A 24,591-nucleotide genomic window follows, 5' to 3' on the forward strand; every position below is an offset into this window, starting at 1 on the left:
TTACGATAGAGAACGAACAGCTTGGCTAAATGCTCAAGGGTTCAAAGTACTGCGTTTTTGGAACAATGATGTACTACAACAAACAAGCGTCGGTTATTGAGGCCATCTTGACACATTAACCGATTCTTGACATCCCCTCTCCCCAACCCTCTTCCCGCGAAAAACAGTATCTTACTATTCAAATTCCTTGCGCGGGAGAGGGAGCAGATCGAAGCAAGATTAAGTGATGTGCCTAGATGAATGCTGAAGAGCCTACAAAAAAAATTTAGGGACATTACCTATTGCAGGAGAGCAAAATTTTTACCGGACAGTAGTGTACCTACGCAGGGATGACAGAATATATAGCGATGATAGAATATACAGCGATGACAGTCTTTTAGGCATAACTGTATACTATAGAATGCGTATTTTCCTGTTTCGATTTTGTGAGTAACGTTCAGGCTTCGGTGCCCGGCTATTTTGATTCAAGTAGCGAATGTAAACATATCCTGATGCTTTACTAATTTACATCATTTTATGCTCATAAAATGTACTATAAATTATCTTTTTTTCTGAATTGATGGATATTTTACCTATCTTATGGTACATGATATCAATATTTATGCAGGCATTGACCAAGCAATGAATTCTTCTCTGGCGCCTGTTATAACGAGTAGCTCATCAGTTAAATCCCAATAATAATCCAAAATTAGGAGTTTGTTATGTTGAAAAAAACGATTACAGCCACTCTTTGCATGATTAACTTATCTGTTTTTATTCCTGCTTATGCAAATGAGGATCTAAGCTGTAGAGTTGAGGTTGCTGTTGCTACACCACCCGTGCAATTTAATCAAAACGTCGCATTTAATGTGACCAATGAATTTGGCTTAAGTAAGTCCCTAACGATGTTCGGTGGAAAAGCACCTCAATTTATCGATAGATTACCCTGCTCTCAAGCTCCTCTGACCATCAGTGCAACCGTGTATTCAACGCCAACTTTATTTCAAGGACCGGCTATTGGTCAATGCGTTTTAAAAGCAGGACCTGTTCTTTTAAATGGTCCAGATAACAGTGTTTCAGTAGTATTCCCTTACGATTTTAATTGCCCTTTTTAATATTGGAGTATTTTGCCTACATCACTCAAATGTAGGCAAAATAAAGTTTGAATGTACTTCTTTAAAGTGAGTCATTATCTTTCTTACAGCGCATTCCCCAGCTTGCGCCTACACAAGTAAATATAGCCCCCACGAGAAACAATACAAAAATTATGAGTGCTCCTGAAGCAAGATTTGTTGGAGTCACATTGACTTCTACTACAGCTTCTTTTTGACCATTCTTTGTTAAAGAAGAAATTTTGGTGGTACCCACAGGAGTGGAAATTTGATTCACTGTAATTGGAACGGCTACTACTGTTCGGGAAACGGAATTGGTATAGGTTACTACATATTGGCTTAAAAGTCCTATCAGTGCAGCTCCCAAGATTAAAGCCAAAACCCAGGTAGTAAAACCATAAATGATCCCCAAATTACGTTCGGGACAATACAATCGCCCCAAATAACCAGAGACATAACCAGCAGCAATCGTAGAGATCACAATACCAATAATTATTCCCAACAAACCACCCACAACCACAATAACTGATCCATTACTCATCGTTTTAAAGGCACTTAACCCAATAGCAATTCCCAAAAGATTTAATAAAAAACTAAGGCCCAGTGCGGTTAGCGCACCAACAAAAACAGCAGTCCAAGAGATGCGTCTATTTGAATGGATGTGACAGTGTTCATGATCCGGTGTATTTTTATTTACCATTTGAGCCTCCTTATCTCATGACGAACATTACAACGTCAGGGAAATTTATTTTTAAGATATACTGTCAACTAATATTGGATTTTTACACCAATAACTTTCTCAATTGTCAGGGAAAAACCGCAGAACGTAGGAAAATGTAATTTGTCCTTATTGAGAAATTACTTATACATAAGTAATTTATTTTTATTAAAAAATTAACCTATATATTTTTACTTTTCAAGAGCATACAACGGCATAGCATACGTTGTATATAGTAGCCGAATTCTTAATCCTAGGATTCAGCTATTTGCTCTACATTGCGAACAATATTTTTTGCAATAGAACCTAAAGGCAAATCATTATCATCTTTACCAAAAGGCTCTTCTAACTCCTCGGATAACATTTCCAACCCCAACAAAATATATACGATCATGACCATCATTGGAATAATCAAAAATCCGAAGGTATCTACCCAACCAAAAGGGAACATGATGGCATAAAAAAGCATTGCCTGCTTTACAAAAAAGGCAAACGCAGGCGGCACATGAGTATTTACGATTCGTTCACAACTTCCAGTCATGTCAATCAAATTGGCTAAATGTATGTCCAACGCCAAGTATTGCTCCAGTTGCAATTTATTTTCTTGACGCAATTGATTAAGAATACGATACATTTTTTGGGCTACCAAAAGTACTGGATTTTTTCCTTCGAATTCATGAATACATAAGGAAAGCAACTCCGTATGGATTTCCCCATTTTCTTTACGTAAATGGGCTTTGATAACAACTGGTAATTTTTTCAACGATTCATAAAAATCAGGACATTCATGTAAGCCAATAAACGCATCGAATTTTAAACCTAAGTTTCTACAATTATTAACGATTGAACCCCATAAAATTCGTCCTTCCCACCAACGCGAGTAACTGGTGTTTACCCTGAAACTAATAATTATGGTGAGGATAAAGCTAAAAATTAGATGGAATTGACCTAAATTATTGCGTGCTACATTTTCAAAAAAATAAAGGATTAATTCAGCATACACAACAATAATGATTGTTATTGGTAATAATTTTCGAAACACTTTTTCTTTATAAAACAAGAAAAGATGATGCACCCAGGTTAAAAGATTATGTGTTCTCATCGATGCTTACCCTACATAAAAAGATACAGTGTAACGTGAGTACTATTGTGAAGCAAAACTCTTCTGTTTATGACCCCACTTTGGCATAAAAGGTTTTGTAGATTGCCCGCTTCATTCAGGCCGGTTAAGATAGAAAGAATTAAAATCTAAGGGAATAGCTCCATGAGTGATTTTTTTCAAACACCTCCGCGTTTGGGCAATCAATATGATGAAGATCGCGTTTTAAAGGCGTATCTGGAATGGAAACTCCCCTCGTCCATGCTGACGCAAATTCAGCCGGAACTGCAACGTCTTGGTCAACGAGTTATTGAAGATATCTATAAATTAGGACAAGAAGCAGAAGCATTTCCTCCAAAGCATATACCTTATGATCCTTGGGGAAAACGCATTGATCACATTGAAGTATCCCAAGCATGGAAAGAACTTGACAAAATTTCAGCAGAGGAAAAGTTAATTGCTATAGGTTATGAACGGCAACATGGTGCATTATCACGCATACATCAATTTGCCAAATTGTATTTATTTCATCCTTCATCAGCAATCTATACCTGTCCTCTAGCAATGACCGATGGAGCTGCGCGTGCCTTAGAGCTTTATGCAGATGAATCCTTAAAAAAACATGTATTCCCCCATCTGACTTCTTCTGATCCGGCCCGTTTCTGGACTTCAGGTCAATGGATGACTGAACGTACAGGAGGATCTGATGTCAGCGGTACTTCAACCATCGCAAGACCCGATGGCTCCCATTTTCGTCTCAACGGCGTTAAATGGTTTACTTCTGCCACAACCTCACAAATTGCCATGACGCTTGCCCGTATTGAGGGAGCTCCCGAAGGCAGTAAAGGACTTAGTTTGTTTTATCTGGAACTCCGGGATCAAAATGGCAAACTCAATGGCATTCGTATCAATCGCCTAAAAGATAAATTAGGTACTCGCGCCTTGCCTACAGCAGAATTAACTTTGGAGAATACCCCTGCCCTCTTAGTTGGAAATGCAGGTGATGGAGTAAAAAAAATTTCTTCTCTGTTTAATATTACGCGGATATACAATGCGTGTTGTGCCGTTGGTTACATGCGTCGTGCTCTTGCACTTGCTCGTGATTATGCAACCAAACGTGTTGCTTTTGGCCACACTTTGTCAAATCACGTGCTCCATCTGGAAACATTAGCCAGTATGCAATTAGAATTTACAGCCGCCTTCCATCTGGTTTTTCATGCCGTTGAACTGTTGGGTAAGGAGGAATTAGGTGAAGCAACAGAAATTGAACGGGCTGTATTGAGGCTTTTGACTCCTCTAATCAAACTTTATACGGCAAAGCAGGCAATTGCCTCAGTGAGTGAGGCCTTAGAAGCTTTTGGCGGAGCGGGTTATATTGAAGATACTGGGCTTCCGGAATTATTAAGAAATGCACAAGTCTTATCCATATGGGAAGGAACAACCAATATTCTCAGCCTTGATGCACTGCGCGCTATGCATCAAGAGAATGTAGCGGTTTTTTTTCTTGAAGACATCAAAAATCGATTGAGTCATATGAACAGTAAAGAACTCATTCAATCTCAAGTAAAAACTCAGCACTCCCTGCAAAAACTGCAAAATTATATTCAGTCTATGCCGCAGATGAGTGACGAAGCGCAACAAGCCGGGGCACGACAACTTGCTTTTGCATTAGCACAAACCTATGCAGCAAGTTTATTGTTAGAGCATGCACAATGGTCTGTACTACACAATAAGGACACTCTGCCGACACTCACCGCGATTCGGTGGTGTGAAAAACATCCACCAGAACTGCTTGATTTCTCGGAGAGTCATAGAAAAGGCTCACAATTACTGGCTATGGATTATAATGACTTTCACTAGGATGACCTTGTAGCCTGGGTGCAGCGCAGCGGAACCCGGGATTAAGCATTCAGAAAACCCGGATTCCGCTGCGCTGTACCCAGGCTACAAATAATTAAAATCCGTTTTCAGCAGAAAGAAATAAAAATTTACTGACTATACTATTAGATAATTCAGCTAGGGAGTTATAAAACATGAATGGTTCACCTCTGCGCCTTTTAGCTTCTTTCTTTTTACTTTTATTATTTCCTCTGTCCTTAATCGCCGCGACTAACAGTCCAATCAGTCTGGTTGGGAATCAAGGTTATGATCTCGTATCCTATCAACAAACAAGCGGGCCCCTACGAGGAAGTGGAAACCATGTCGTATTTTATCAGGGTGTTGCCTACATTTTTGCAAGCAAAGAAAATAAAAAAACCTTTGCAGCAGATCCTGAAAAATATCTACCCGCCTATGGAGGTTATTGTGCTTATGGCGTAGCAATGGGTCATAAAGTCATCAGCGATCCCCTTGCATGGAAACTGGTGAAAGGGAAACTTTATCTGAATCTGAATAAAGAAATCCAAGGCATTTGGGCAAAAGATAGTGCAGGAAATATCAAAAAAGCGGACGAACAATGGCTGAAAATAAAAGATAAAGATCCTTCAATTTAAGTGATGCAAACGCGTCAATCTTTATAGCATAGGTTGGTATCGAGGCTACAAACAATTAAGTCTTTTTTTAAAGTATTTCAAAATATCCTGTCATTGATTCATTTTTATCTCAATTTTCAGAATAAATAAAAAAATAAAAATAGTTGATTTCTTAATCAAACCTTAAGCTTTAATGTTTATAATAAGAATAAGTAAGAGCGATAAAGAATAGCTGCTTAATCATAAGTTATGAGTTATCGTTTGTCAAGAAATTGTAAAAATTTGTAAGTGTATTTTACATATATATTATATTTAAAATGCATTTTGTTAAAATTTAATATTTTTGCATTATAATTAAACTAGTAGATATGTTTTAAGCACAGTGAGGAGAAAATGATGGCTAGAGAATTTTATGAAAAAACAGAACGATTGAAACAAAAGCAGGAAGAAATAAGACGAAAAGAAAAAGAATATGGTGGAAAAATAGAACAACCATCAAAAAAAGAGATAGAAGAAAATAAAAAACAATGGCTTGACGAGATAAAAAGCGGCAAAAACCATGATCCAGCATTTAAGGCTTATCAAGATGCTCTTGCTTTAAAAAATGCAATTCAAGCTGTCTATGATCAAGATCTTATACACCAACCTGAAACAGAACAAGCTGCAACAAGATTACTTTCAAAACTTAATATTGCAATAAAAAAATGGGAAAAAGCTGCGTTGGACAATGTTGAAATTGTCAAAGTAAATCCTGGTATGTTCAAAGATAATGTATTTTATGTTGAGTCAAATCGAGTTGATACAGCACTGATGAATAGAGAATTGACTACAGATTGTGTGAATGGGGTCCAAGCTGAAAGAAATCTGTTGATGAAAGATCCTGGATTTTGGAACCAAATTGCACAAAAAATAAATGATTTTCTTGCAGAGTATAATATAGGTCCCCTATTTAATGTGGATAAGACACACTATGGTATTGAGGACAAAATTGAAGAGGGAATGGATAAATTTGATCCACGGCCAATGTGATAGTTAAATTATTTACACCTTTAAATTCCCTTTCTTATTAGAAAGGGAATTTACTGGCTTTTGTAAAAGCTAATTGTTTGGTGACTTGCTCTTTGTTTGACTTATACTTTATTAAAGCAAAACTTTGTCTCATTCAACTCCGATAATAAAATCTGAAACACTGATATTTATTTACTCCTGTAATAAATCAAAATAGCAAGCGTAGCAAGCGTAGGTTGGGTCATTTTGACCCAACAAACCCAATTCTACAGAGTTCAACTCAGCAGAACCTGTGTTTTCTTTGTTTTACGATTTGGACGGTTCAAATACTTTAGGATCTGAAACATGAATATATACCAGGATTTAAGTTGAAAAAAATTTTACATAAAAGTTCTTTTTTAATCAAACCTTAAGCTTAATTGGTTTAAAATATACGCATAAGCAAAAAATCATTCAGATAGCTATATGTATATTTTTAGCTCCATTAGGTTTATAATTATCTTATAGAATGAATTTTTAAGCATTTAGAGGAGTCAGTTATGTTTGGCAAAAAAAATAAGGATCCAAAGAAAAAAGGAACATCCGTATCTACAGATACTCGATCACTTGCAGAAATACGAGAAGCTCAAAAAAGAAGAGCGAAGGAACAACATGAGCATTGGGAAGCAAGAAAGAGTGAGACCGCGAAGAAGGAAGAAGGCACAAATAAGAAAGCTGAAATTTCACAAGTAAACTGGGATAAATTAAGAAAGAATCTTAAAAGTGAATTCGGCAGTGATGAACAAATGCAAGCGGCTGAAGAGTTTGGTGCCCACCTAAAAGGAGCGAATGGTTTTAGCATCCAAAGGCAAGCATTTCGCCTGGCTCAGGAAAAAGTACATCCAGGACCAATACCTGGGAGTAACGAATTATCACAGCAACTAGAAAAACTTATGAAAGGTAAAAAAGTACCTGCGTCAGTAACTGCTATTTTTAACCTTGCCAATGCCCTTAATAACTATAAAGGAAACTCTAAAGGGGAGATAAGCCTTGGAACTAATTTGGCCAGATTAGCTGTGGCAGGGAGATTAGGCGAAGCAGTAGGAAACTATTTCAAAGATAAGGACGAGGAGAAATTTGTAGAGAGCTGTAACCAAATAATGACACAGTTTTATAAACCTTTAGCTGCCGATGTCAGTTTATGGAATGCTATTAAAGAGTTCATTAAACCTGCACTGGAATATTTACATATTGATACGAAACGCCTCCTTAGTTCAAACGATCTTATAAAGGATAAAAATGTACAAGGTATGTTTAAGAAAGTTGTACAACAGGGTATAGAGATAGCTGAAGAAGAGCAAATAGACACAAATCTCAACAAACCTTAATATTCAATAATGCCCTGGTTGATTATTTTTTCAACCATGGCATTCAAAGTGTAGGTTGGGTCATTTTGACCCAACAAATCCAATTCCACTCACTCTCCAAATTGATCGTTCCTAAAATCATGTTCACATGCCCAATTTATCGGTAAAAGTCCTGATTTAATGTGACGATGAATACTTGAATAAGGCCAATCAGAGGCACATGTTACATATCCATGCTTTACAGGGTTAAAGTGAATGTAATTGAAATGATGCTCATAATCTTTTTCATCACGAATGAGATGCTCCCAAAATCGTCGCTGCCAAATTCCTCGTTCACCTTGTTTCTTTCTTGATGGACTAATCGATTCATTAATCTGAAGTTGATGCGTAAAAATACTTTTGATCAATCTTATTCTGAGTGAGTAATTTCCATCTCCCGTTGGGAGTCTGATCATCATATGAAGGTGTTCGGGCAAAATGACAATGCATTCGAGCTTAAAAGGGTATTTTCTTTTTATTTTATGAAAGGCTATCCGTAACTGGTTAATCTCTTTGATTAATAACTCACTATTTCTATTTTTTAAATTCAATGTAAAGAAATAAACCCCTCCGGGTACGATTATTCTTCGATATTCCATGATTTAGACTGCTTCATATTTCCTTTAAGTTATCTTTTATATAGCTTTTGGATTGTCCTTGCAATCACTTTTAATTTTGTTGGGTCAAAATGACCCAACCTACAGCTTATTTTTGGCTTAGTGTTTTGTCTTTTCTTTAGTCCACCAAACAACCAATCGGTGCTTACTTCGAGTTCATCAGCAATTTTCTGCATGGTCATGCTATCTAAAGCAACCCCGTGCAATAACGCTTCGATTTTAAATTTAGGCAATTCGAACATCTTGGAGCACGCTTGAACGCGTTCTGTCATTAAGGCAGGAACACCCAGTTCATCAAGTTCATCGTGCAAACGTTCGGTTAGTTTTTTGTTTGACATGGTAATCTCCTTCTTCGCTTTTTATCAGTGTAAAACAAGTAAGCTTAAGGATTGATTAACAAAGAGATTTTTTAAAGTGGAAATTATATTCAGTGATGCTATAATTTGCGCACTTTTAACCATGGATTGATATCATGCCAAGTACCAAAGAAATGTTATTAAATATCTTAAAAAACGCGAAAAAGGACTCCCTCCCCCCTTTTCAGAATGAATGTCTTGACATGTTTCAAGCAAAAATTAACGCCATTCCCGTCAATGAAATAACAGAAATGGATTTACGGATCAGTGCCATTCTCCTTGATCGCTGCTTTTGTGATTTGGATAGTATCTTTAGGGACGAACAACGGATTATTAGCCTTATCAATAAAAAAAATCTGAGTAACCATGATTTTTTCAAACAAGTGAATCAAATTTTTGATGATGAAATTAAAACTTTAAATAGCTATTCATTAGTAGGTTTTCATGATCAACTTTTTAAAAATGTAAAAGCAATTTTAATTGATATGAAAACCGAACTCAGTCGATTAAAAACATCCTTAGATCAACAATTAATTGATTCTTCTGAATATCAAACAAGACATGGTCTAAATTGATAGGAAACCCGGGTTACGGCTTACGCCTGCACCCAGGCTACACGATGTTACTCGTTCATAAACTATTGTAGCCTGGGTGCAGCGAAGCGTAACCCGGGAAACTCAAGAAAAAACCCAGTTCCTCTAGTTATTCAAAAAGCAAAGCCATAAAAATATGGTTTTCATATTCCCCATCGATCCGCACCGCATTTTTATGCACCCCTTCTTTTATAAACCCATATTTTTCATACAGTGCGATCGCCGCCTTATTATGTTCACGCACGGTAAGCTCTATGCGTGTTAACCCTTTTAACTGGGCCATCTGCAGTGCCGTGCTTAATAATGCCTCACCTATACCCCGCCCTCTGTAGGGGGCAATAACGCCAATTCCCAAGGAGCCAACATGAGCAAAGACAGGCCGGTCAAGCGGGCTGATATCACACCACCCCACTAATTGATCCTGATGCATTGCTACAACTTGAGGCCAATTATTTTTAATATGATCTAAAACAAACTCTTTAGTTAACTGGAAGGGCGGTCCTTCTAAAAAAGCTAAAAATTTACGCTCGCGGGCAACACTATCAACTGCGGACCAAAATGCTTCAATATGTTTTTCTTGAATAGGGACAATAGTATATTGCATAAGATTCGACTCAATGTGGGATCGAGATGTTAGTAAAAAGAAGTTTTGTCTTGGAGTCAATACGCTTAGCACCAACCTACATTATCATTCTAGCTCGATAGGATGCCCAAAACTAAAATAAGGAGAAAACGCAAAGATCATGTTATAGTTCAAATTTATCTCACAAGAACTTGAAAAATATGAAAGAAATTATAATCTATCACAATCCTCGATGCTCCAAATCAAGAAAAACTTTGGAACTCCTTCAGAGTAAAGGTGTAGAGCCTGTTATTGTGGAATACCTTAAAACCCCGCTTAATCTAGAGCAATTGAAAAATTTAAGGGCTCACTTTGCACTTAAAGATTTTGTGCGAACCGATGAGGCTATTTTTAAAGAACTGGGATTGTCCCTGTATAATGAAAATCAAGTGTTACACGCAATGCTCAAAGAACCCATATTAATGCAACGCCCTATAGTTACTTATAAAGACAAGGCCATTATTGGACGTCCGCCTGAGAACGTTCTGAAATTATTTGAGTAATTGCTTATCGTAGCCTGGGTGCAGCGAAGCGAAACCCGGGAAATCCACGAGAGGAGGAAACCCCGGGTTTCGCTTCGCTGCACCCAGGCTACAGGTATTTATTAAGATGTTAATTGATTTGGGCATCCTGCTTGATGGAATGATACCAGTGCATCATAGATACTTTGATAGTCTGCAAATGCATTTCTATTTGCTTTAATATCATCAAAAACCAAGTCAGTTCTGCCACACGTTCCCGCATCCGTGATATTTAAATGATCACCACTCGCTTTTTTGTAGGCTATAAATGTTTCGCCGCAATGCAAATGCGGTCTTTTTGACGCGCTATTTCCCAAAAACTCCTGATTCCCGCAATACGTTTTCTTAAAGTTAGGCTTAAGATGAGACATACCTGCGAATGCATTTGCTGAAACTGAAATAACAAAACACGCTGCTGCGATTGAGAATTTATTCATCATAAAGATCCAAAAAAAATGTGAAAAGATAAATTTAACACATCTCAATACAGTAACCAAGATTCACTCTCTGAAAATAAATATCTGTCTCTTGATCATGTCCCCACCCCCGCAGCTTGTCCGCGGGGTCAAGTGTTTTAGAGCAGATCTTCTCTGTATAAGATTCAAAAGCGCTCTATTTTTGCATCACATAACTTCCAGGTGCAGAAGGTAATGAGGAATCAAGATGCGGTGATGAAACACGTCTTTGCGAACTGTTGTCGACTAACCATTCATGCCAAGCAAGCCACCAGGAGCCATCCCTTTTTTTTGCTTTGGTCATCCATTTCTTTGGCCCCATATAAGGCATGTTTTTTTTATTTTCAAGAATAAAATAATAGCGTCCAGGGTGATTCGGTTCACTGACAATTCCTGCGTTATGGCCACCACTTGTCAACACAAAGGTAATATCGGTATGCATCATAAGATGGATTTTATATACAGACTCCCAAGGAGCGATATGATCATGTTCTGTGCTCACTGCAAAAATAGGTAAATGAACATTCTTCGGCGCTACTATTTCATCCTCAACACGAAAATGCCCCTCTGCGAAATCATTTTGCAGAAAGAGTTTCTCAAGGTATTCTGTGTGCATCTTATAAGGCATCCGCGTAGCATCAGCGTTCCAGGCAAGTAGGTCAATCATACCGCGCTTTTTACCCGTCATGTAGTCGTCAATCATTTTTGACCAAATCAGATCGTAGGTGCGCAACATCTGAAAAGATCCCGCCATATGCTTGGGATCAAGATAACCTTTCTCCCACATCATGTTTTTGAGGAATGCGATTTCACTTTCAGTAATAAACAACATGAGCTCGCCTGCCTTTGTAAAATCCCCTTGTGCCGCCAGCAGCGAAAGGCTTTTAAGACGACTGTCTTTATCCCTTGCCATTGCAGCAGCTGTAATCATTGCCAGAGTCCCACCAAGACAATATCCCATCAAATGAATTTTTGTCTTAGGTAAAATATTACTTACTGCGTCAATTGCTGCCATTGCGCCTTGTCGGTAATAATCATCCATCCCTAAATCACGGTCTTTCTCATCTGGATTACGCCATGAGATCATAAAGACCGTATGTCCTTTTCCAACAAGCCATTTAACCAAAGAATTTCCAGGTGATAAATCCAGAATATAATATTTCATGATCCATGCAGGTAAGATGAGTATTGGCTCTTTAAAAACAGTTTCCGTTTGTGGTTTATATTGAATTAATTCAATCAAATGGTTCGTAAATACTACTTTTCCTGGAGTAATCGCAACATTCTTGCCTGGTTTGAACTTTCCAGCACCAGGAGGAGGCAAACCAGACAATCTTCTTAGCGTATGTTCCACAGCAATCTCTGTACCTTGAATCAAATTGATCCCCCCACAACGAATTGTTTCATAAAAAAGATCGGGATTGGTCATTACAAAATTGGAGGGCGATAACGCATCAAGTAATTGACGCATACAAAAAGAAACCGTACGTTCTGAGCGCTTGGAAAGTCCAGGAACTTTTCGTGTTGCATGACCCAACCACTCTTCAATCTGGAGAAAAACTTCAGCATACAAACGCCATGGCATCAATTGCCAATTCTCTTTATGAAAGCGAACATCTTGTCCTTGTGCTGGTTGTTTATCACACAAAAGATGAGCTAAAAACTCATCCATATGTAGAATAGGATAAAAAGCCAATGCCAATAGATGCCCCGGCGATTGAGCTAATTGCAAAAGCCAGGCACAATGAGCAGTTCCTATTACGGCAGGGCTCATCCCCATAGTAATCTTGCCGAGATTTGCCTGATACAATTTATTAATATGATAAAAAAAATCATCCAATTTATTCTTATAGAGTGAGTATTGAGAATCATTGGTTTCGGATGGAGGAGCAGGTAGATTCTTTAAGCCTAAGCGAGTTGAAACATTCTTTTTTTCAGTTCCTTTCATAGTCAAATTCCTTTTGATTCCATCCAATAATGCTTTTTGCTGCGTTTTAAATAATGTACTGATGTAAATTATAGTATTATTTTCAATAGTGTGCGGTCATTACAATACAGATAAAAAAATAAAGTCATCTTGAGTTGAGCTAATATTGAAGTATGCTTAAAGAAGATATAACAACAAATCGAGGGAAAGATGAAAAATCTATTGGCTATTTTATTATGTGCCATATGTACTTCGGTACTTGCTGATGATTTGGGCAAAAATACCTATGAAATTACATGTCAAAATTGCCATGCACCTCAATTTGCAATTGGGATGAAAGCTCCCGCTGCTTTTGATAAAAAAGCATGGAATACACGTTTTAAAAATGCTGAACTGGAAGTCAAAAAAAATCCTACAGAATATAAAACTGCAATGGATTATTTATTATACAGCATGAAGCGTGGAAAAGGTTTGATGCCTCATGGCGGGTTATGCAAAGAAGCAGATGTACCGAAGAAAAATTGCTCTGATGCAGCATTCGTTCAGGCCATAAACTATATGTCACAAAATTAGATATAACTGTTTTTATGTTAAAAAGGCCTATCATGGCCTTTTTAAGGCTTGTCATGATACAAAACAATCAATTCCTTACTGGAAGAACATCCTAGTAATTCCATAACTTTGGCCAAAGTGCCTTCCACAGTTCTATAAGAAATATTCATATCACGTGCAATTTCTTTTGAACTTTTCCCGTTGGCAAGTAATCGAAGGCAGACTGCTTGTTGTTCTGATAAATGTATCGGAAGATGTGACAACTTATGAAACAGTACCCTATCCTTCTCATTTAATTTGACTGGCTTAGATTCCTCTGTTTTATTTTCCCCAACATGCTCTAAAGCAATTAACAGATGTTTTTCCAGTGCATTATCATCTGTATCAAGAGAGATACTCGCTACATTTTCGAATAATCGGTCACGTTCCGCGTGAAGTGACTCAAAAAATGTTTCGAGCTCCGTAGGTAACAATGGTGGAGGATTGCGCGAAATTCGCACTATTTGTATTGCAGTACTCACCTGCAAAAATACGACGAACTCTGAAGACAACAATTGCCGAATTGGCTCATTACAGATAATACTTGCTTCAGTGGCGACTACTATATTTTCTTTGCTTTTCAGTGTACTCAATAGATCATATTGGCATTGGTAAAAATTTTTTTGTCCCTGTGCCCCCAAAATCTCATTTAAAGTGCGTCCAAAATGATACTCTATTCCAAGATCAGCATCGATAAACTGCCAACCCAGTTTTTCAGCCAATAATTTTGCAAATAAGCCTTTGCCAACGCCTGGTAGACCGACAATAAAAATGCGTTTGTGTGAAGCCATATTTCTTTTCCTATGTGTTACTTTTTAATTAGCACGAATTGCTGAATCTAGTAAATATTATAAGATATGTATTTAAATAGCATCAATACGTATAAATACCTATCAATTACTATAATGTTTGTGCAAATAGAGATCAGGAATTCTTCTCTACTAACAATTTTTTTGCAGCTAATAAATCAAGATATGCTTTTTTCTTATCGGCTGGATTACGTAAAAGATAAGCCGGATGATAACTTACCATGAAGGGGATATTATTGTAGTGATGTAATGTATTACGTAATTGTTTCAGAGGAAGCGGTTTATTAAGTAAGAATTGCCCTGCAAAACGTCCCAAAGCCAAGATCAAATGAGGTTGAATCAACTCAATTTGACGGGATAGATAAGAACTGCATTGAGCAATTTCATCCAACTGAGGATCTCGGTTATTAGGCGGCCTGCATTTCAAAACATTGGCTATGTAAACATCCTCTTCAACGATTTCAATACTTTGCAACATTTGATTGAGTAAACTTCCGGCTTTCCCTACGAAGGGAAGCCCCTGTTTATCCTCATAAAAACCTGGAGCTTCACCAATAATCATCAGTTTTGCTTTTGTACTACCGCGAAAAAAAACAGTTTGCGTGCGGGTTTTATGTAAAGAACAGCGAGTACATGCCGCTACTTCTTTGGCTAATGCAGATAAATCCTGCTCACATGAAGAATGAGGCTGGCGTAACTCCCAGAGCTCGATTCCCATAACCTGTAGATAATAACGACTTAAAGCATCTGACATAGAAGGCTCATTTCAAAATATAAATTGCTAGAGAAAATTGAAGGGTTATTTTCGTTTTTAATTTTTGATAAATCAATGCTGCTTTTATGAAAAATAATGTAGCCTGGGTGCAGCGCAGCGGAACCCGGGTTCAATAAGCAAAATATTTCCCGGGTTCCGCTGCGCTGCACCCAGGCTTCATAAAACATTATACAAATTTAGCGGCCTCTTTAAGCATCACGTGACGTACATCTTCAAATTGGGTTTCATTCCAGATATTTTCAACACGTAATGTTCCGTTATCGAGGCATTTCTCATAAGCGGCCAATCCAATCAATATATGTGAAAATTTAATCTTCCTAAATTTGCTTAATGCGTCAAGTAACGTCAATCGTTCAATTGCAGAACCTGAAATATCATCACCAAACTCGCCATCAATTCCATTAAATTTTGCAGCAAACCATTCTTCTAAAGGCTGACCTTTCATGATAAAGCTGTGAGATATTTGTGAACCACCCAGTACTCGAGTATCCAGGTACTGCTGAATATCAACACAAACAGTATGTCTTTTTATGTAGTGTAATGCTTCAGCAAATAATAAGGTTAATTTAAATGTCTCAACCTGCACAATAGCACGTAATTCAATAAGAGACTTAAGTGTATGCTGATTTTTCAGTTGTCTTTCTTTAGAGTGTTTACCTGAAGAGGCGTCCATAGTGCTCTTTATCTCTTCTATTTGATGGTCAAGTTTATTAATTATCCTTTGTAAGCGAGTAGCATTACTTTCCTGAGTAAAAATTTGCTCTCGCAACCAGTCGTTCAGTTCTGAAGACAGAGATTGAGCTTGCTTGCTTAAAAATGCGTTTATTAATGCCGCATTAAAATCATGCTGAGTTAAATCATCATATGATTGAGCTGCCTTGATATAAAGATTTGCATGTTCTTCCTCCAAATGCTCTTCCAACATTTTGCGCTGTAAATCATCAATTTTGGCAGAGTTGGTTATTTCAATCATCCCTCCTCCAGGCAAAAGATAAGATCCATGATGTTGTGCAAAACGAATTCGTCCCTGTGTATCGACATGGATTCGATCTACTGCCTCATTTTTAAGCTTTCCCCCCATTTGAATTTGAATGGGGTATAACTGAGCAGTAGGAGGACAATCAATATCAAGCTCATCCAAGTTAAAAAGATGTGATTTATTGGTTTTCTCCAGATGGACTTTTTGTGCTGCACGAAATTTTTTCCAAATTTCTGGCGTATACTCATGAATTGGATGTTTCAATCTCATTTGACCTGGAGTTTTACCAAACTCAAACCATGAATTTAATTGCTTATCCATTTCCATGTCATAGAAATCGAATAAAATATCAAAGTACTGCTGGTGTTCTATACGGTGCAAAACATCAGCGTAATTAATGAATGTCGCTGCGTATGCTATAACTTTATAATGAGTCTTTGCTTGAGTTTGATGAGTTACTTGTCCGGAAAGCTTCTTGATACCTGCAATTTTATCCTGCATCATGGCGCATCGGCCATGAGTATTCGCTTCTTTATATTGGATTAACATAGGGCCGATATCTGTAAATAACTGCACAATGACTCTCCTCATTCAATCAAAGCATTTTTTATACATCTAAGGCATATTCCTTTGAAATAATTAAATACCTTAGTTGATTCAAGTTTTTATGTCATTATAGTTAATGATTTTGAATTATTTTGCTAATATACCTTCTGTTGTCATTTAGGAAGAAAATAATTCATGACATTAGCGAAAAATCCAAATCCTTATTCAGCGGACACAGCGTTTCAAGATGGCAGGTTACGCCAAGCTCAATTCAAGATGCTTGCCATGCTTGAAGTAGTAGATGCCATCTGTCTTAAACATGGTTTGGACTATTGGCTTGATGCGGGGACTCTTTTAGGGGCTGTACGGCATCAAGGTTTTATCCCTTGGGATGACGATGTGGATATTGCCATGCCACGTGCGAGCTACGAACAATTTTTACGTGTAGCACCCGCTGAAATCCCAAACTGGATGTGGCTGCAAACAATTCATAGCGATCCAGGCTATTTCAATATGGCTACCCCTTTAAAAATCAGAGATCGCGCCAGCCGTTTTATTGAAAAACACGAAAAAGGTAATGAACCTTACATTCAAGGTATCTTTATTGATGTTTTTGTCTATGACACCATGCCTGTAGATCCCAAACAACGTAAGCGATATAAATTTTATGCTAAAAAGCTCTCAAGGTTGTTAAGTACTAAGTACAGTAAAGTAAAAATAGGACACTATCCTGCCTTCTATAAGGCTATAGCCTCTTTTTTTCCTAAGTCTCTGCTTGAGTTGTGTTTGCAAAAAATTATTCATCAGGCAAATACCAGTAAAAGCCCTTATATAGGAAGAGGGTATAATTGCGTAGGAAGAAATTTAATCAAAAAGGATGAGATATATCCTTTGCAACGTGTTGCATTTGAGACTAAAGAATTTAATATTCCGCAAAATGCAGAAATATTTCTTATTCAGCAATATGGAGATTATTTGCAGCTGCCTCCCGAAGAGCAAAGAGTAATGAGGCATTGCAAAGAGCTTATCCCACATCTGGAAGAAATCATCTAATCCCTCTTTCCTTACTGGCTTACTTGATATTGACAGATAATCATGCAATCGGTTATTATTATACCCAGTATCAAACAAGCACATCATTAAAGAGGCTTAAACACATCATGGACATAATCTCTTAAGTACGCCCTAAGCACGGGGCAATGACGGTAGCAGTCACATTAACTGCCCATTTGCACTACTTAAGTGAGTTACATGATGCATAAGCCAATTCAATTTAAAAATCTTTGTCTTTCTTTTCCCCATAAAACATGTTTTGTGGACTTTAGCGGCCAAATTTCCTATGGCAGTCGTATTGCGATTATTGGACGTAACGGCTCTGGAAAATCCACCCTACTTAAATTACTTGCAGGAAAACTTGAACCAACTCATGGTGATATCCGTTTTCCTCAAGAATTAAATATAGGTTTTGTGCCACAAGTTATTGAAGAATTTGATTCATTAAGTGGAGGGCAGCGTTTTCATAAATTATTAACTCAAGCACTCGCATCCGATCCTAATCTTTTGATGCTTGATGAACCCAGTAATCACTTGGATCGTCACAATCGACGCTCTTTGATGAGAATGCTTGCTGATTATAGGAACACTTTGATTATGGTGACTCATGATATTGAATTACTGCAATCCACTGTAGATACGATTTGGCATATCGATCATGCTGAAATACATGTCTTTACAGGATGTTATGAGGATTATATACGAGAAATCAATATTCAACGCAGTGCGATTGAAGGTGAAATTGCGGATCTGATACGTCAGAAAAAACAGATCCATGCAGATATGATGAGAGAACAGGCACGAGCTAAGAGCAGCAGAACTCAAGGTGAAAAACACATCCAGCAGAGGAAGTGGCCTACCATCGTTTCGCAGAGCAAAGCAAGAAACTCCCAAGAAACTTCGGGTCGTAAAAAAAGTGCAATCAATCAAAAAAAACGGGAATTAACTCAGCGTTTATCTGCGCTTTACTTACCGGAGGTCATTTATCCTAAATTTACTATGCATGGAGTAGAAACCAATCAGGCTTTAGTGACAGTCAGTGAGGGAACTGCAGGGTATGAGAAAAATAATCCTGTTCTGCGGGAATTGAGTTTCTCAATAAAAGCGCGTGAACGGATTGCGATTCACGGGAACAATGGCTCCGGTAAATCTACTTTACTCAAAGCCATTTTGAGTAATTCATCGGTAATAAAAAAAGGAAGCTGGGCCATTCCCCACCCTCACGAGATTGGTTACCTTGATCAGCACTATAACAATCTGCCATTAACAAAGACCGTATGGGAGTCTATAAGTTGTTTAACAGATAAATCCTATACCGAAATTAGGAGCTATTTAAATGATTTTTTATTTCGAAAAAATGAAGAAATAAATGCGTTGGTTTCAACCTTATCCGGTGGAGAAAAAGCCCGACTCTCCTTGGCACAAATCGCAGCAATTACACCCAAACTACTTATTTTGGATGAAATGACGAACAACCTGGATAGAGAAACTCGAGCTCATGTAATCCAGGTGCTCAAAGTTTATCCAGGTGCACTGATTGTGATTTCTCATGACCCTGATTTTTTGAGTGCTATTGAGGTAACTGACGGATATGAAATAAAGGATGGATTATTAAGATCCATATAGGCCTGCTTCAATTTCTACTCTCTTGGCCAAACTGCCCTGATTTTCTGTGTCGCTATGCTCACATACAAATCAGGTCATTTTGAGTCCAGTTAGCGAAATGTAAACAGGCGCTTCTAACAAAAACCGAGTAAAAAGTATGAATAAAAAAGACAGTTCATTAAGCAATTTTTTCCTCAGTCTGATAAAGCCCTATAAAGGGTATGTTATTGGATTATTATTTACCGCTGCATATTGGGGAATTAATAACTCACTTTCACCTTATATGTTAAAGCTTATTATTGATAAGGTTGCTGCATATTCAGGTGATAAGGCAGCTGTATTTAATGCGATAAAACCCAATGTTATCGTGTACATTGTCCTTTGGGTTTTGATTGCCATGGATATGCGTCTTTCGGATTGGTTCAGATTAAAGTTATTCCCCTACATACGTTATGATTTAGTGAATCATATGTTTGCCTATTTGAATCAACATTCGCATCGTTTTTTCCAAAATAACTTTGCAGGGAGTTTATCAAATAAAATTTCTGATATGACTGCAGGCACCATAGCAATGTTCACAACGATCGATGATGCAGCAGCTCAAATTGTTGGTCTTATCATTGCAATTATCAGTATGCTGCTTGTACATCCTGTATTTGCCTTAATTTTAATCATTTGGGCGATTATCTTTTTGGGAATTGCAATAGTTTATTTCAAGCCGGTTCAGGATTTGTCTAATTTGTTTGCTACCAGTAAAACGACGTTGGTCGGGAAAATTGTTGATAGCATAAGCAATATTACAAACTTGCGTTTGTTTTCCAGAGCAAGCTACGAAAATAAATTAATTCGAAATACAGTTCAAGATACCACAGATAAAGATCAGAGCATGCAGTGGACTATTTTGAAAATGCGTGCTTTTTGGGATGCAAGTATTATTGTGCTGATTGCTACCAATTTATATATGCTGGTCGTTATGTACAGTAAAAACCAAGTATCAATCGGCGACTTTAGTTTCATTATCTCATTATCGATCAGTATTTTTTACAATTTATGGTACCTGGCAAGTCAATTTGTACTTTTTGCAGAAGAATTAGGTAAATGCAGACAAGCCCTAACTCTGATTTCAGAGTCACATGAGATTACTGATAAACCCAATGCACAAGCTCTAATCGTCACACAAGGACATATTGAATTTAAAAATGTGAGTTTTCACTATGATGACGGAGCGCATCTTTTTAAAAATAAATCCGTGGTCATAGAGCCTGGGCAGAAAATTGGTCTTGTAGGTTTATCAGGCTCCGGAAAAAGCACTTTTGTTAATCTGATTCTCCGTTTGTTTGACGTAGAGTCGGGACAAATTTTGATTGATGGAAAAAATATTTGCGATGTGACCCAAGAATCATTGCGCGAAAACATTGCTATGATTCCTCAAGATGTGACTTTATTTCATCGCACCTTAATGGAGAATATTCGTTATGGCCGCATTGATGCAACGGATGCAGAAATCATTTCAGCATCAAAAAAGGCGCATTGCCATGAATTCATTTCCCAACTTCCTGAAAAATATAATGCTTTGGTTGGTGAACGGGGAATTAAGTTATCGGGAGGGCAACGACAACGGATAGCTATAGCCAGAGCGATGTTAAAAAATGCACCCATTCTCATTCTGGATGAAGCGACTTCTGCCTTAGATTCACTGACTGAAAAATTGATTCAAGATGGTCTGCATGTGTTAATGCAAAATAGGACAACTATTGTTATTGCGCATCGACTCTCTACTTTATCCGAAATGGATCGGATCTTGGTTTTTGAAAAAGGTCGTATCATTGAAGACGGTTCGCATGAGGAACTCATTAAAATACCAAGTCATTACAGTCGTATGTGGCAGATGCAAGCCGGTGGATTTTTACCTGATAAGATGTAGCGAGTAACGTGGAGGATTAAGCACTTGTAGCCTGGGTGAAGGCGAAGCCGTAACCCGGGAAATAATTGGTGAAATGAAATCCCGGGTTCCGCTACGCTGCACCCAGGCTACAATGCTCCGGGTTTTTTACATTGAAGCTTCTTCAGTAACTGTTCTTTTACTTTGTTCATGCTGAATGATCATTTCAGAAAGTGCTTCTGGTGTGACATCTTTTTTAGCATCAATTGCACGCTCACTCCATTTAGGAATTCGCACTGCCTTAAAAAAATTATTTTCAGCTTGTTCAAAACGTTTATCAAAATTGACCGTATGAATCTTGCTAAATCCAGTGATTTTTCCCTCATCATCTGCATCCAATTCTACAATGGCTTTTTGAACTGCAGTTTTAGCATCTAATTTTGTACCCTTGATTTTTTCCTCTAAAATCTTTTTAGCATCTTCTATCGCTTCAGAAAAAAAGACCTCATGACCTAATGAATAACCACAAACCTGTTCGAATGCTACTGTGTGGAAAGGAGAAACTACATAAGAAGCTAAATCGGTAAAACCATCACCTATCTTGGTATATGCAGGACTAACGATTGCGTATATCTTTTTCATTTTATTCCCTAAAATTAAAAATATATAAAAAGTCCGTTCACGAATATGAACTGGCCCAATCCCATTTAAATGCGTTTAAATATTATCACATTTGTCTTATTTGTATATGACTACAAAAATTCGGTGTGTTTCTGATGCAAATCTTCCCTAAAAAATAGACCTCTTTCCAAGTGCGAGAAGATGCGGACTGTACACACAGTCACATGAGAATTTGAGCACCGCATCGACGATGCAATTCGCCTCCTCAGTAGCGTTTGGAAAGAGGTCTAATGAACATTGAGAGTAATTTTCACTCGCTCATCTATACTCAAAATACCCCAGTTAAAAATTTTGATTTTTTTGCAAGACGCACTACTGGGCTGACAAAAAGGAGTTTTTTATGAAAGTTAATTATTTGGTTACTTCCCTCATTTTAATGCCACTATGTAGTTTCAGCCAGACTCAGGATGATGTTACTACTTTAAATCTGGAGAATAAAAACAGCCATGTCATTACATACTCTAATGAAACAGAAAATTTAATGCAAAATAAGTCGTTTACCCGCAGCATCGATTATCCTACTCAAATCATTCGTATGGAGAAAAATATAGAAAGTCAGCAGTTTTCTTGCGATGAGGTGAATGACCAAATTGATAAAATCTTAGTACAACATATAGTAAATGAGAAATTTATTTATGCAATTTATATTAGTTGTTATTATAACCCGGAAACCAGATTGGCAACTCAATTCATTATCAACAGTTATTTTGACCCTTTAAGCGATGAAGCAATTACCTATTTAGAATCCTATCTCAATGAATACAATGGTACAGATCTGTTAGGAACACAATACAAAATTGAATCCGCAAAAGGTCTTGTCATTTCCTTAGAGATTGCTGCAGGAATGAAGAAAAAACCCAATAGACCTCCTTTTACAGAATATAGAAAAGACCATAGCAGTTTCTATTTCAAAAGCAATTACGAAATGAAAAATAAGTTATTTAGCGATATTTATCAAAATTTCTTTACTCCTGATCCAGATAAAATACTTCCTTTCCTTGATAAATGGATTTCGTCACATGCAAGCTCTACTTATAAAGCCGTCTTAAGAGATTCAAATTACGTTGAACTACAGCCTGAAAAAATTTTTCTCATGGACAATGAGGAGATATTTGTATCGAACTTGAAACAGTACTTTTCCCATTTCTGTGAGCCCTATGAAAATCATCGATGCTTGAATCGGGCAGGAAAAATTGACCGTGAGGAAAATAATTCAAAGGTAGCCTCATAAATTATGAATCACGTAGCCTGGGTGCAGCAAAGCGGAACCCGGGATTAGTCATGCTGCATTCTCGGGTTCCGCTTTGCTGCACCCGGGCTACATCAATTAATGATACATACCTCTAACCCAGCTCAGGTTCAAATGAAGATACTTTTCTGGGCTTTAATTTAACGTGTTCCTCGGCAATGGCTTTATCATTCACAATCTTAGTCACACATGCATCAGACCAAACATTTAAAGCAGTTTCCAGCATATCGATTAAGCCATAGAAAGGTAAAATAACACCCATAAGCACAATAGGAACATTCATACTGGATAACAAACTAATACTCAGAAAAAAACATCCCATGGGTACGCCAGCATTTCCAATAGCAGCTACTGTGGCAACGAATACCCATAAAACCATTGTGCCATAAGAAATTGGCATACCGTGATTCTGCATTAAATAAATCACCGTAGCAAAAATAAAGGCTGCGCACCCATTCATATTAATACTGGTGCATAAAGGTAAAACAAAACGGCTTACCGATGGTTTTACCTGCAAATTCTTTTCTATGGTATTCATTGTGACAGGTAATGTCCCTACTGAAGACTTAGAGAAAAAAGCTACTGATAATGCTGGAAGCATGGACCGCATTGCTGCAAAAGGCTGAATTTTATTCTTTTTTAACCATAACGGTAATACCACAAAACCTTGAACTAAATTAGCTAAAACAACAATCAGTAAATATTCACCTATCCCTTTAATATCCATACCTGAGCGCAACTGAACAACCGTTGAAGTAATAAATCCAAATAATCCCAATGGAATAACTGTGATAATCCAACGCGTCATGACTAAAAACATACCATGTGCACCACGGAAAAAACGCGTAATGGTTTCACGGGACTCTTCATCAGGAATTTGTCGTACGGCAATACCGATAATAATACTTAAGAACAATACCCCCATAACTTGTTGTTCAAGAAAAGGAGATAATAAATTAGTAGGTATAATATTCGCCAAGTAACCTAAATAACCCAAACTACTCGCTGATTTGATTGTTTGTGCATCCAGATCAACCCGAACCGAACTGGGTTGGATTAAAATATAAAGCAAGCAACTAATCACTGCAGCCACGATGGTAGTAGAAAAAGTATACTTAATTGTTCGCTGCCAAATTTTTTTCATGAACCCATCATCAGTCTTATAATTGGCCAAGGTAACTATTATCGATAGAGAAATAATGGGTAAACTAATGCACTTGAACAGCTTAATAAACAAATCAGAAATCAATAAACCTGTCTCTTTCAAAACAACTATATTTGACATCCCGCTGGCAATACCCAAACCTATCATTAAAGCGTAAATCAAAGGAGTACTGAAAATGATTTTTTTTTGTTGATGCGCTGCACACATGTTGATGATCCTCAAAAAAACAAAAAAGTTAGAAATAAGAAAATTAAATTAGCAGCAACAACAAGAAACAAGCTTAAAGTGGGCGAGGGTTGAACGATGTGGTGTCTGATTCGAATGAGTTAACATAATAACCTTACATTTTTTTCTGATTAAAATATGTACAGAGAGAAGTATTCTAACACATCC

24 protein-coding genes and 1 pseudogene are annotated in these 24,591 nt (G+C 37.4%); 13 read left to right on the forward strand and 12 right to left on the reverse strand.

Translation table 11 applies throughout. The features are described from left to right. Positions 1–100: DUF559 domain-containing protein (locus tag Lani_RS20050; protein WP_156415178.1), on the forward strand; the 100-nt coding region annotated here is incomplete at its 5' end. Between the two features lie 601 nt (positions 101–701). Continuing rightward, positions 702–1,094 carry a hypothetical protein gene (locus tag Lani_RS18500; protein ID WP_019234420.1) on the forward strand — a complete coding sequence of 131 codons (393 nt, stop codon included), beginning with the start codon at positions 702–704 and terminating at the stop codon, positions 1,092–1,094. A gap of 61 nt (positions 1,095–1,155) precedes the next feature. Here the strand turns inward: Lani_RS18500 and Lani_RS18505 are convergent, their stop codons facing one another. Both Lani_RS18505 and Lani_RS18510 read right to left on the reverse strand, forming a co-directional pair. Next, the gene (locus Lani_RS18505; protein WP_019234419.1) at positions 1,156–1,791 is read right to left on the reverse strand and encodes a hypothetical protein; all 636 of its coding nucleotides are present in this window, start codon (positions 1,789–1,791) and stop codon (positions 1,156–1,158) included. Between the two features lie 271 nt (positions 1,792–2,062). After that, complete coding sequence (locus Lani_RS18510) at positions 2,063–2,911, reverse strand: bestrophin family protein (protein WP_019234418.1); 849 nt, start codon at positions 2,909–2,911, stop codon at positions 2,063–2,065. Between the two features lie 162 nt (positions 2,912–3,073). Here Lani_RS18510 and Lani_RS18515 point away from each other — a divergent pair, with 162 nt between their 5' ends. The 4 genes from Lani_RS18515 (at position 3,074) to Lani_RS18530 (ending at position 7,754) form a co-directional block, all read left to right on the forward strand. Beyond that, positions 3,074–4,768 (forward strand): acyl-CoA dehydrogenase family protein, encoded by a 1,695-nt coding sequence (locus tag Lani_RS18515; protein WP_058388745.1) that lies wholly within the window; start codon positions 3,074–3,076, stop codon positions 4,766–4,768. Positions 4,769–4,941: 173 nt separating this feature from the next. After that, positions 4,942–5,400 (forward strand): YHS domain-containing (seleno)protein, encoded by a 459-nt coding sequence (locus Lani_RS18520; RefSeq protein ID WP_019234415.1) that lies wholly within the window; start codon positions 4,942–4,944, stop codon positions 5,398–5,400. A gap of 372 nt (positions 5,401–5,772) precedes the next feature. Continuing rightward, entirely contained in the window at positions 5,773–6,408 is a 636-nt protein-coding gene (locus Lani_RS18525; protein ID WP_127908221.1) for a hypothetical protein, read from the forward strand. Between the two features lie 518 nt (positions 6,409–6,926). Further along, positions 6,927–7,754, forward strand: coding sequence for a hypothetical protein (locus Lani_RS18530; RefSeq protein ID WP_019234413.1), 828 nt, complete (start codon positions 6,927–6,929; stop codon positions 7,752–7,754). An 89-nt stretch (positions 7,755–7,843) separates the two neighbouring features. Here the strand turns inward: Lani_RS18530 and Lani_RS18535 are convergent, their stop codons facing one another. Both Lani_RS18535 and Lani_RS18540 read right to left on the reverse strand, forming a co-directional pair. After that, positions 7,844–8,371, reverse strand: a complete 528-nt coding sequence (locus Lani_RS18535) for an REP-associated tyrosine transposase (protein WP_019234411.1) — start codon at positions 8,369–8,371, stop codon at positions 7,844–7,846. Between the two features lie 128 nt (positions 8,372–8,499). Then, a pseudogene (locus Lani_RS18540) lies at positions 8,500–8,727 on the reverse strand (hypothetical protein); the annotation flags it as partial. Positions 8,728–8,861: 134 nt separating this feature from the next. Here Lani_RS18540 and Lani_RS18545 point away from each other — a divergent pair. Continuing rightward, positions 8,862–9,320, forward strand: a complete 459-nt coding sequence (locus Lani_RS18545; RefSeq protein WP_019234409.1) for a hypothetical protein — start codon at positions 8,862–8,864, stop codon at positions 9,318–9,320. 127 nt (positions 9,321–9,447) lie between these two features. Here Lani_RS18545 and Lani_RS18550 read toward each other — a convergent pair whose 3' ends face one another. Then, the gene (locus Lani_RS18550; protein WP_019234408.1) at positions 9,448–9,942 is read right to left on the reverse strand and encodes a GNAT family N-acetyltransferase; all 495 of its coding nucleotides are present in this window, start codon (positions 9,940–9,942) and stop codon (positions 9,448–9,450) included. A gap of 179 nt (positions 9,943–10,121) precedes the next feature. Here Lani_RS18550 and arsC point away from each other — a divergent pair, with 179 nt between their 5' ends. Next, positions 10,122–10,463 carry an arsenate reductase (glutaredoxin) gene (gene arsC, locus Lani_RS18555; protein WP_019234407.1) on the forward strand — a complete coding sequence of 114 codons (342 nt, stop codon included), beginning with the start codon at positions 10,122–10,124 and terminating at the stop codon, positions 10,461–10,463. A gap of 101 nt (positions 10,464–10,564) precedes the next feature. Here arsC and Lani_RS18560 read toward each other — a convergent pair whose 3' ends face one another. Beyond that, a complete protein-coding gene (locus Lani_RS18560) occupies positions 10,565–10,921 on the reverse strand; it encodes a hypothetical protein (RefSeq protein ID WP_223499482.1) in 357 nt (118 codons plus the stop codon). A gap of 172 nt (positions 10,922–11,093) precedes the next feature. Beyond that, positions 11,094–12,884, reverse strand: coding sequence for a PHA/PHB synthase family protein (locus tag Lani_RS18565; RefSeq protein ID WP_058388746.1), 1,791 nt, complete (start codon positions 12,882–12,884; stop codon positions 11,094–11,096). Positions 12,885–13,073: 189 nt separating this feature from the next. Here Lani_RS18565 and Lani_RS18570 point away from each other — a divergent pair, with 189 nt between their 5' ends. Further along, positions 13,074–13,436: a c-type cytochrome gene (locus Lani_RS18570; RefSeq protein ID WP_019234405.1), complete on the forward strand. Its 363-nt coding sequence runs from the start codon at positions 13,074–13,076 to the stop codon at positions 13,434–13,436. A gap of 41 nt (positions 13,437–13,477) precedes the next feature. Here the strand turns inward: Lani_RS18570 and Lani_RS18575 are convergent, their stop codons facing one another. The 3 genes from Lani_RS18575 to Lani_RS18590 all read right to left on the reverse strand — a co-directional run bounded on the left by Lani_RS18575 (position 13,478) and on the right by Lani_RS18590 (position 16,593). Further along, on the reverse strand, positions 13,478–14,245 hold the full coding sequence (locus tag Lani_RS18575; protein ID WP_019234404.1) for a shikimate kinase: 768 nt from the start codon (positions 14,243–14,245) through the stop codon (positions 13,478–13,480). A gap of 133 nt (positions 14,246–14,378) precedes the next feature. After that, positions 14,379–15,017 carry a uracil-DNA glycosylase gene (locus Lani_RS18580; protein WP_019234403.1) on the reverse strand — a complete coding sequence of 213 codons (639 nt, stop codon included), beginning with the start codon at positions 15,015–15,017 and terminating at the stop codon, positions 14,379–14,381. Between the two features lie 187 nt (positions 15,018–15,204). After that, complete coding sequence (locus Lani_RS18590) at positions 15,205–16,593, reverse strand: hypothetical protein (RefSeq protein WP_019234401.1); 1,389 nt, start codon at positions 16,591–16,593, stop codon at positions 15,205–15,207. Between the two features lie 165 nt (positions 16,594–16,758). Between Lani_RS18590 and Lani_RS18595 the strand changes: the two genes are divergently transcribed. The 3 genes from Lani_RS18595 (at position 16,759) to Lani_RS18605 (ending at position 21,145) form a co-directional block, all read left to right on the forward strand. Then, positions 16,759–17,616: a LicD family protein gene (locus tag Lani_RS18595; RefSeq protein ID WP_019234400.1), complete on the forward strand. Its 858-nt coding sequence runs from the start codon at positions 16,759–16,761 to the stop codon at positions 17,614–17,616. 198 nt (positions 17,617–17,814) lie between these two features. Beyond that, positions 17,815–19,242, forward strand: a complete 1,428-nt coding sequence (locus Lani_RS18600) for an ABC-F family ATP-binding cassette domain-containing protein (protein WP_040522884.1) — start codon at positions 17,815–17,817, stop codon at positions 19,240–19,242. A 136-nt stretch (positions 19,243–19,378) separates the two neighbouring features. Continuing rightward, positions 19,379–21,145: an ABC transporter ATP-binding protein gene (locus Lani_RS18605; protein WP_019234398.1), complete on the forward strand. Its 1,767-nt coding sequence runs from the start codon at positions 19,379–19,381 to the stop codon at positions 21,143–21,145. 126 nt (positions 21,146–21,271) lie between these two features. On the opposite strand, the gene Lani_RS18610 is transcribed toward Lani_RS18605, so the two are convergent. Beyond that, entirely contained in the window at positions 21,272–21,745 is a 474-nt protein-coding gene (locus tag Lani_RS18610) for a hypothetical protein (protein WP_019234397.1), read from the reverse strand. A gap of 379 nt (positions 21,746–22,124) precedes the next feature. Here Lani_RS18610 and Lani_RS18615 point away from each other — a divergent pair, with 379 nt between their 5' ends. Then, complete coding sequence (locus Lani_RS18615) at positions 22,125–23,015, forward strand: Lpg0189 family type II secretion system effector (protein ID WP_019234395.1); 891 nt, start codon at positions 22,125–22,127, stop codon at positions 23,013–23,015. Positions 23,016–23,127: 112 nt separating this feature from the next. On the opposite strand, the gene Lani_RS18620 is transcribed toward Lani_RS18615, so the two are convergent. After that, positions 23,128–24,405 (reverse strand): dicarboxylate/amino acid:cation symporter, encoded by a 1,278-nt coding sequence (locus tag Lani_RS18620; RefSeq protein WP_019234394.1) that lies wholly within the window; start codon positions 24,403–24,405, stop codon positions 23,128–23,130. Positions 24,406–24,591: the final 186 nt, after the last annotated feature.

The organism is Legionella anisa (genome assembly GCF_001467525.1).
Taxonomy (GTDB): Bacteria; Pseudomonadota; Gammaproteobacteria; order Legionellales; family Legionellaceae; genus Legionella; species Legionella anisa.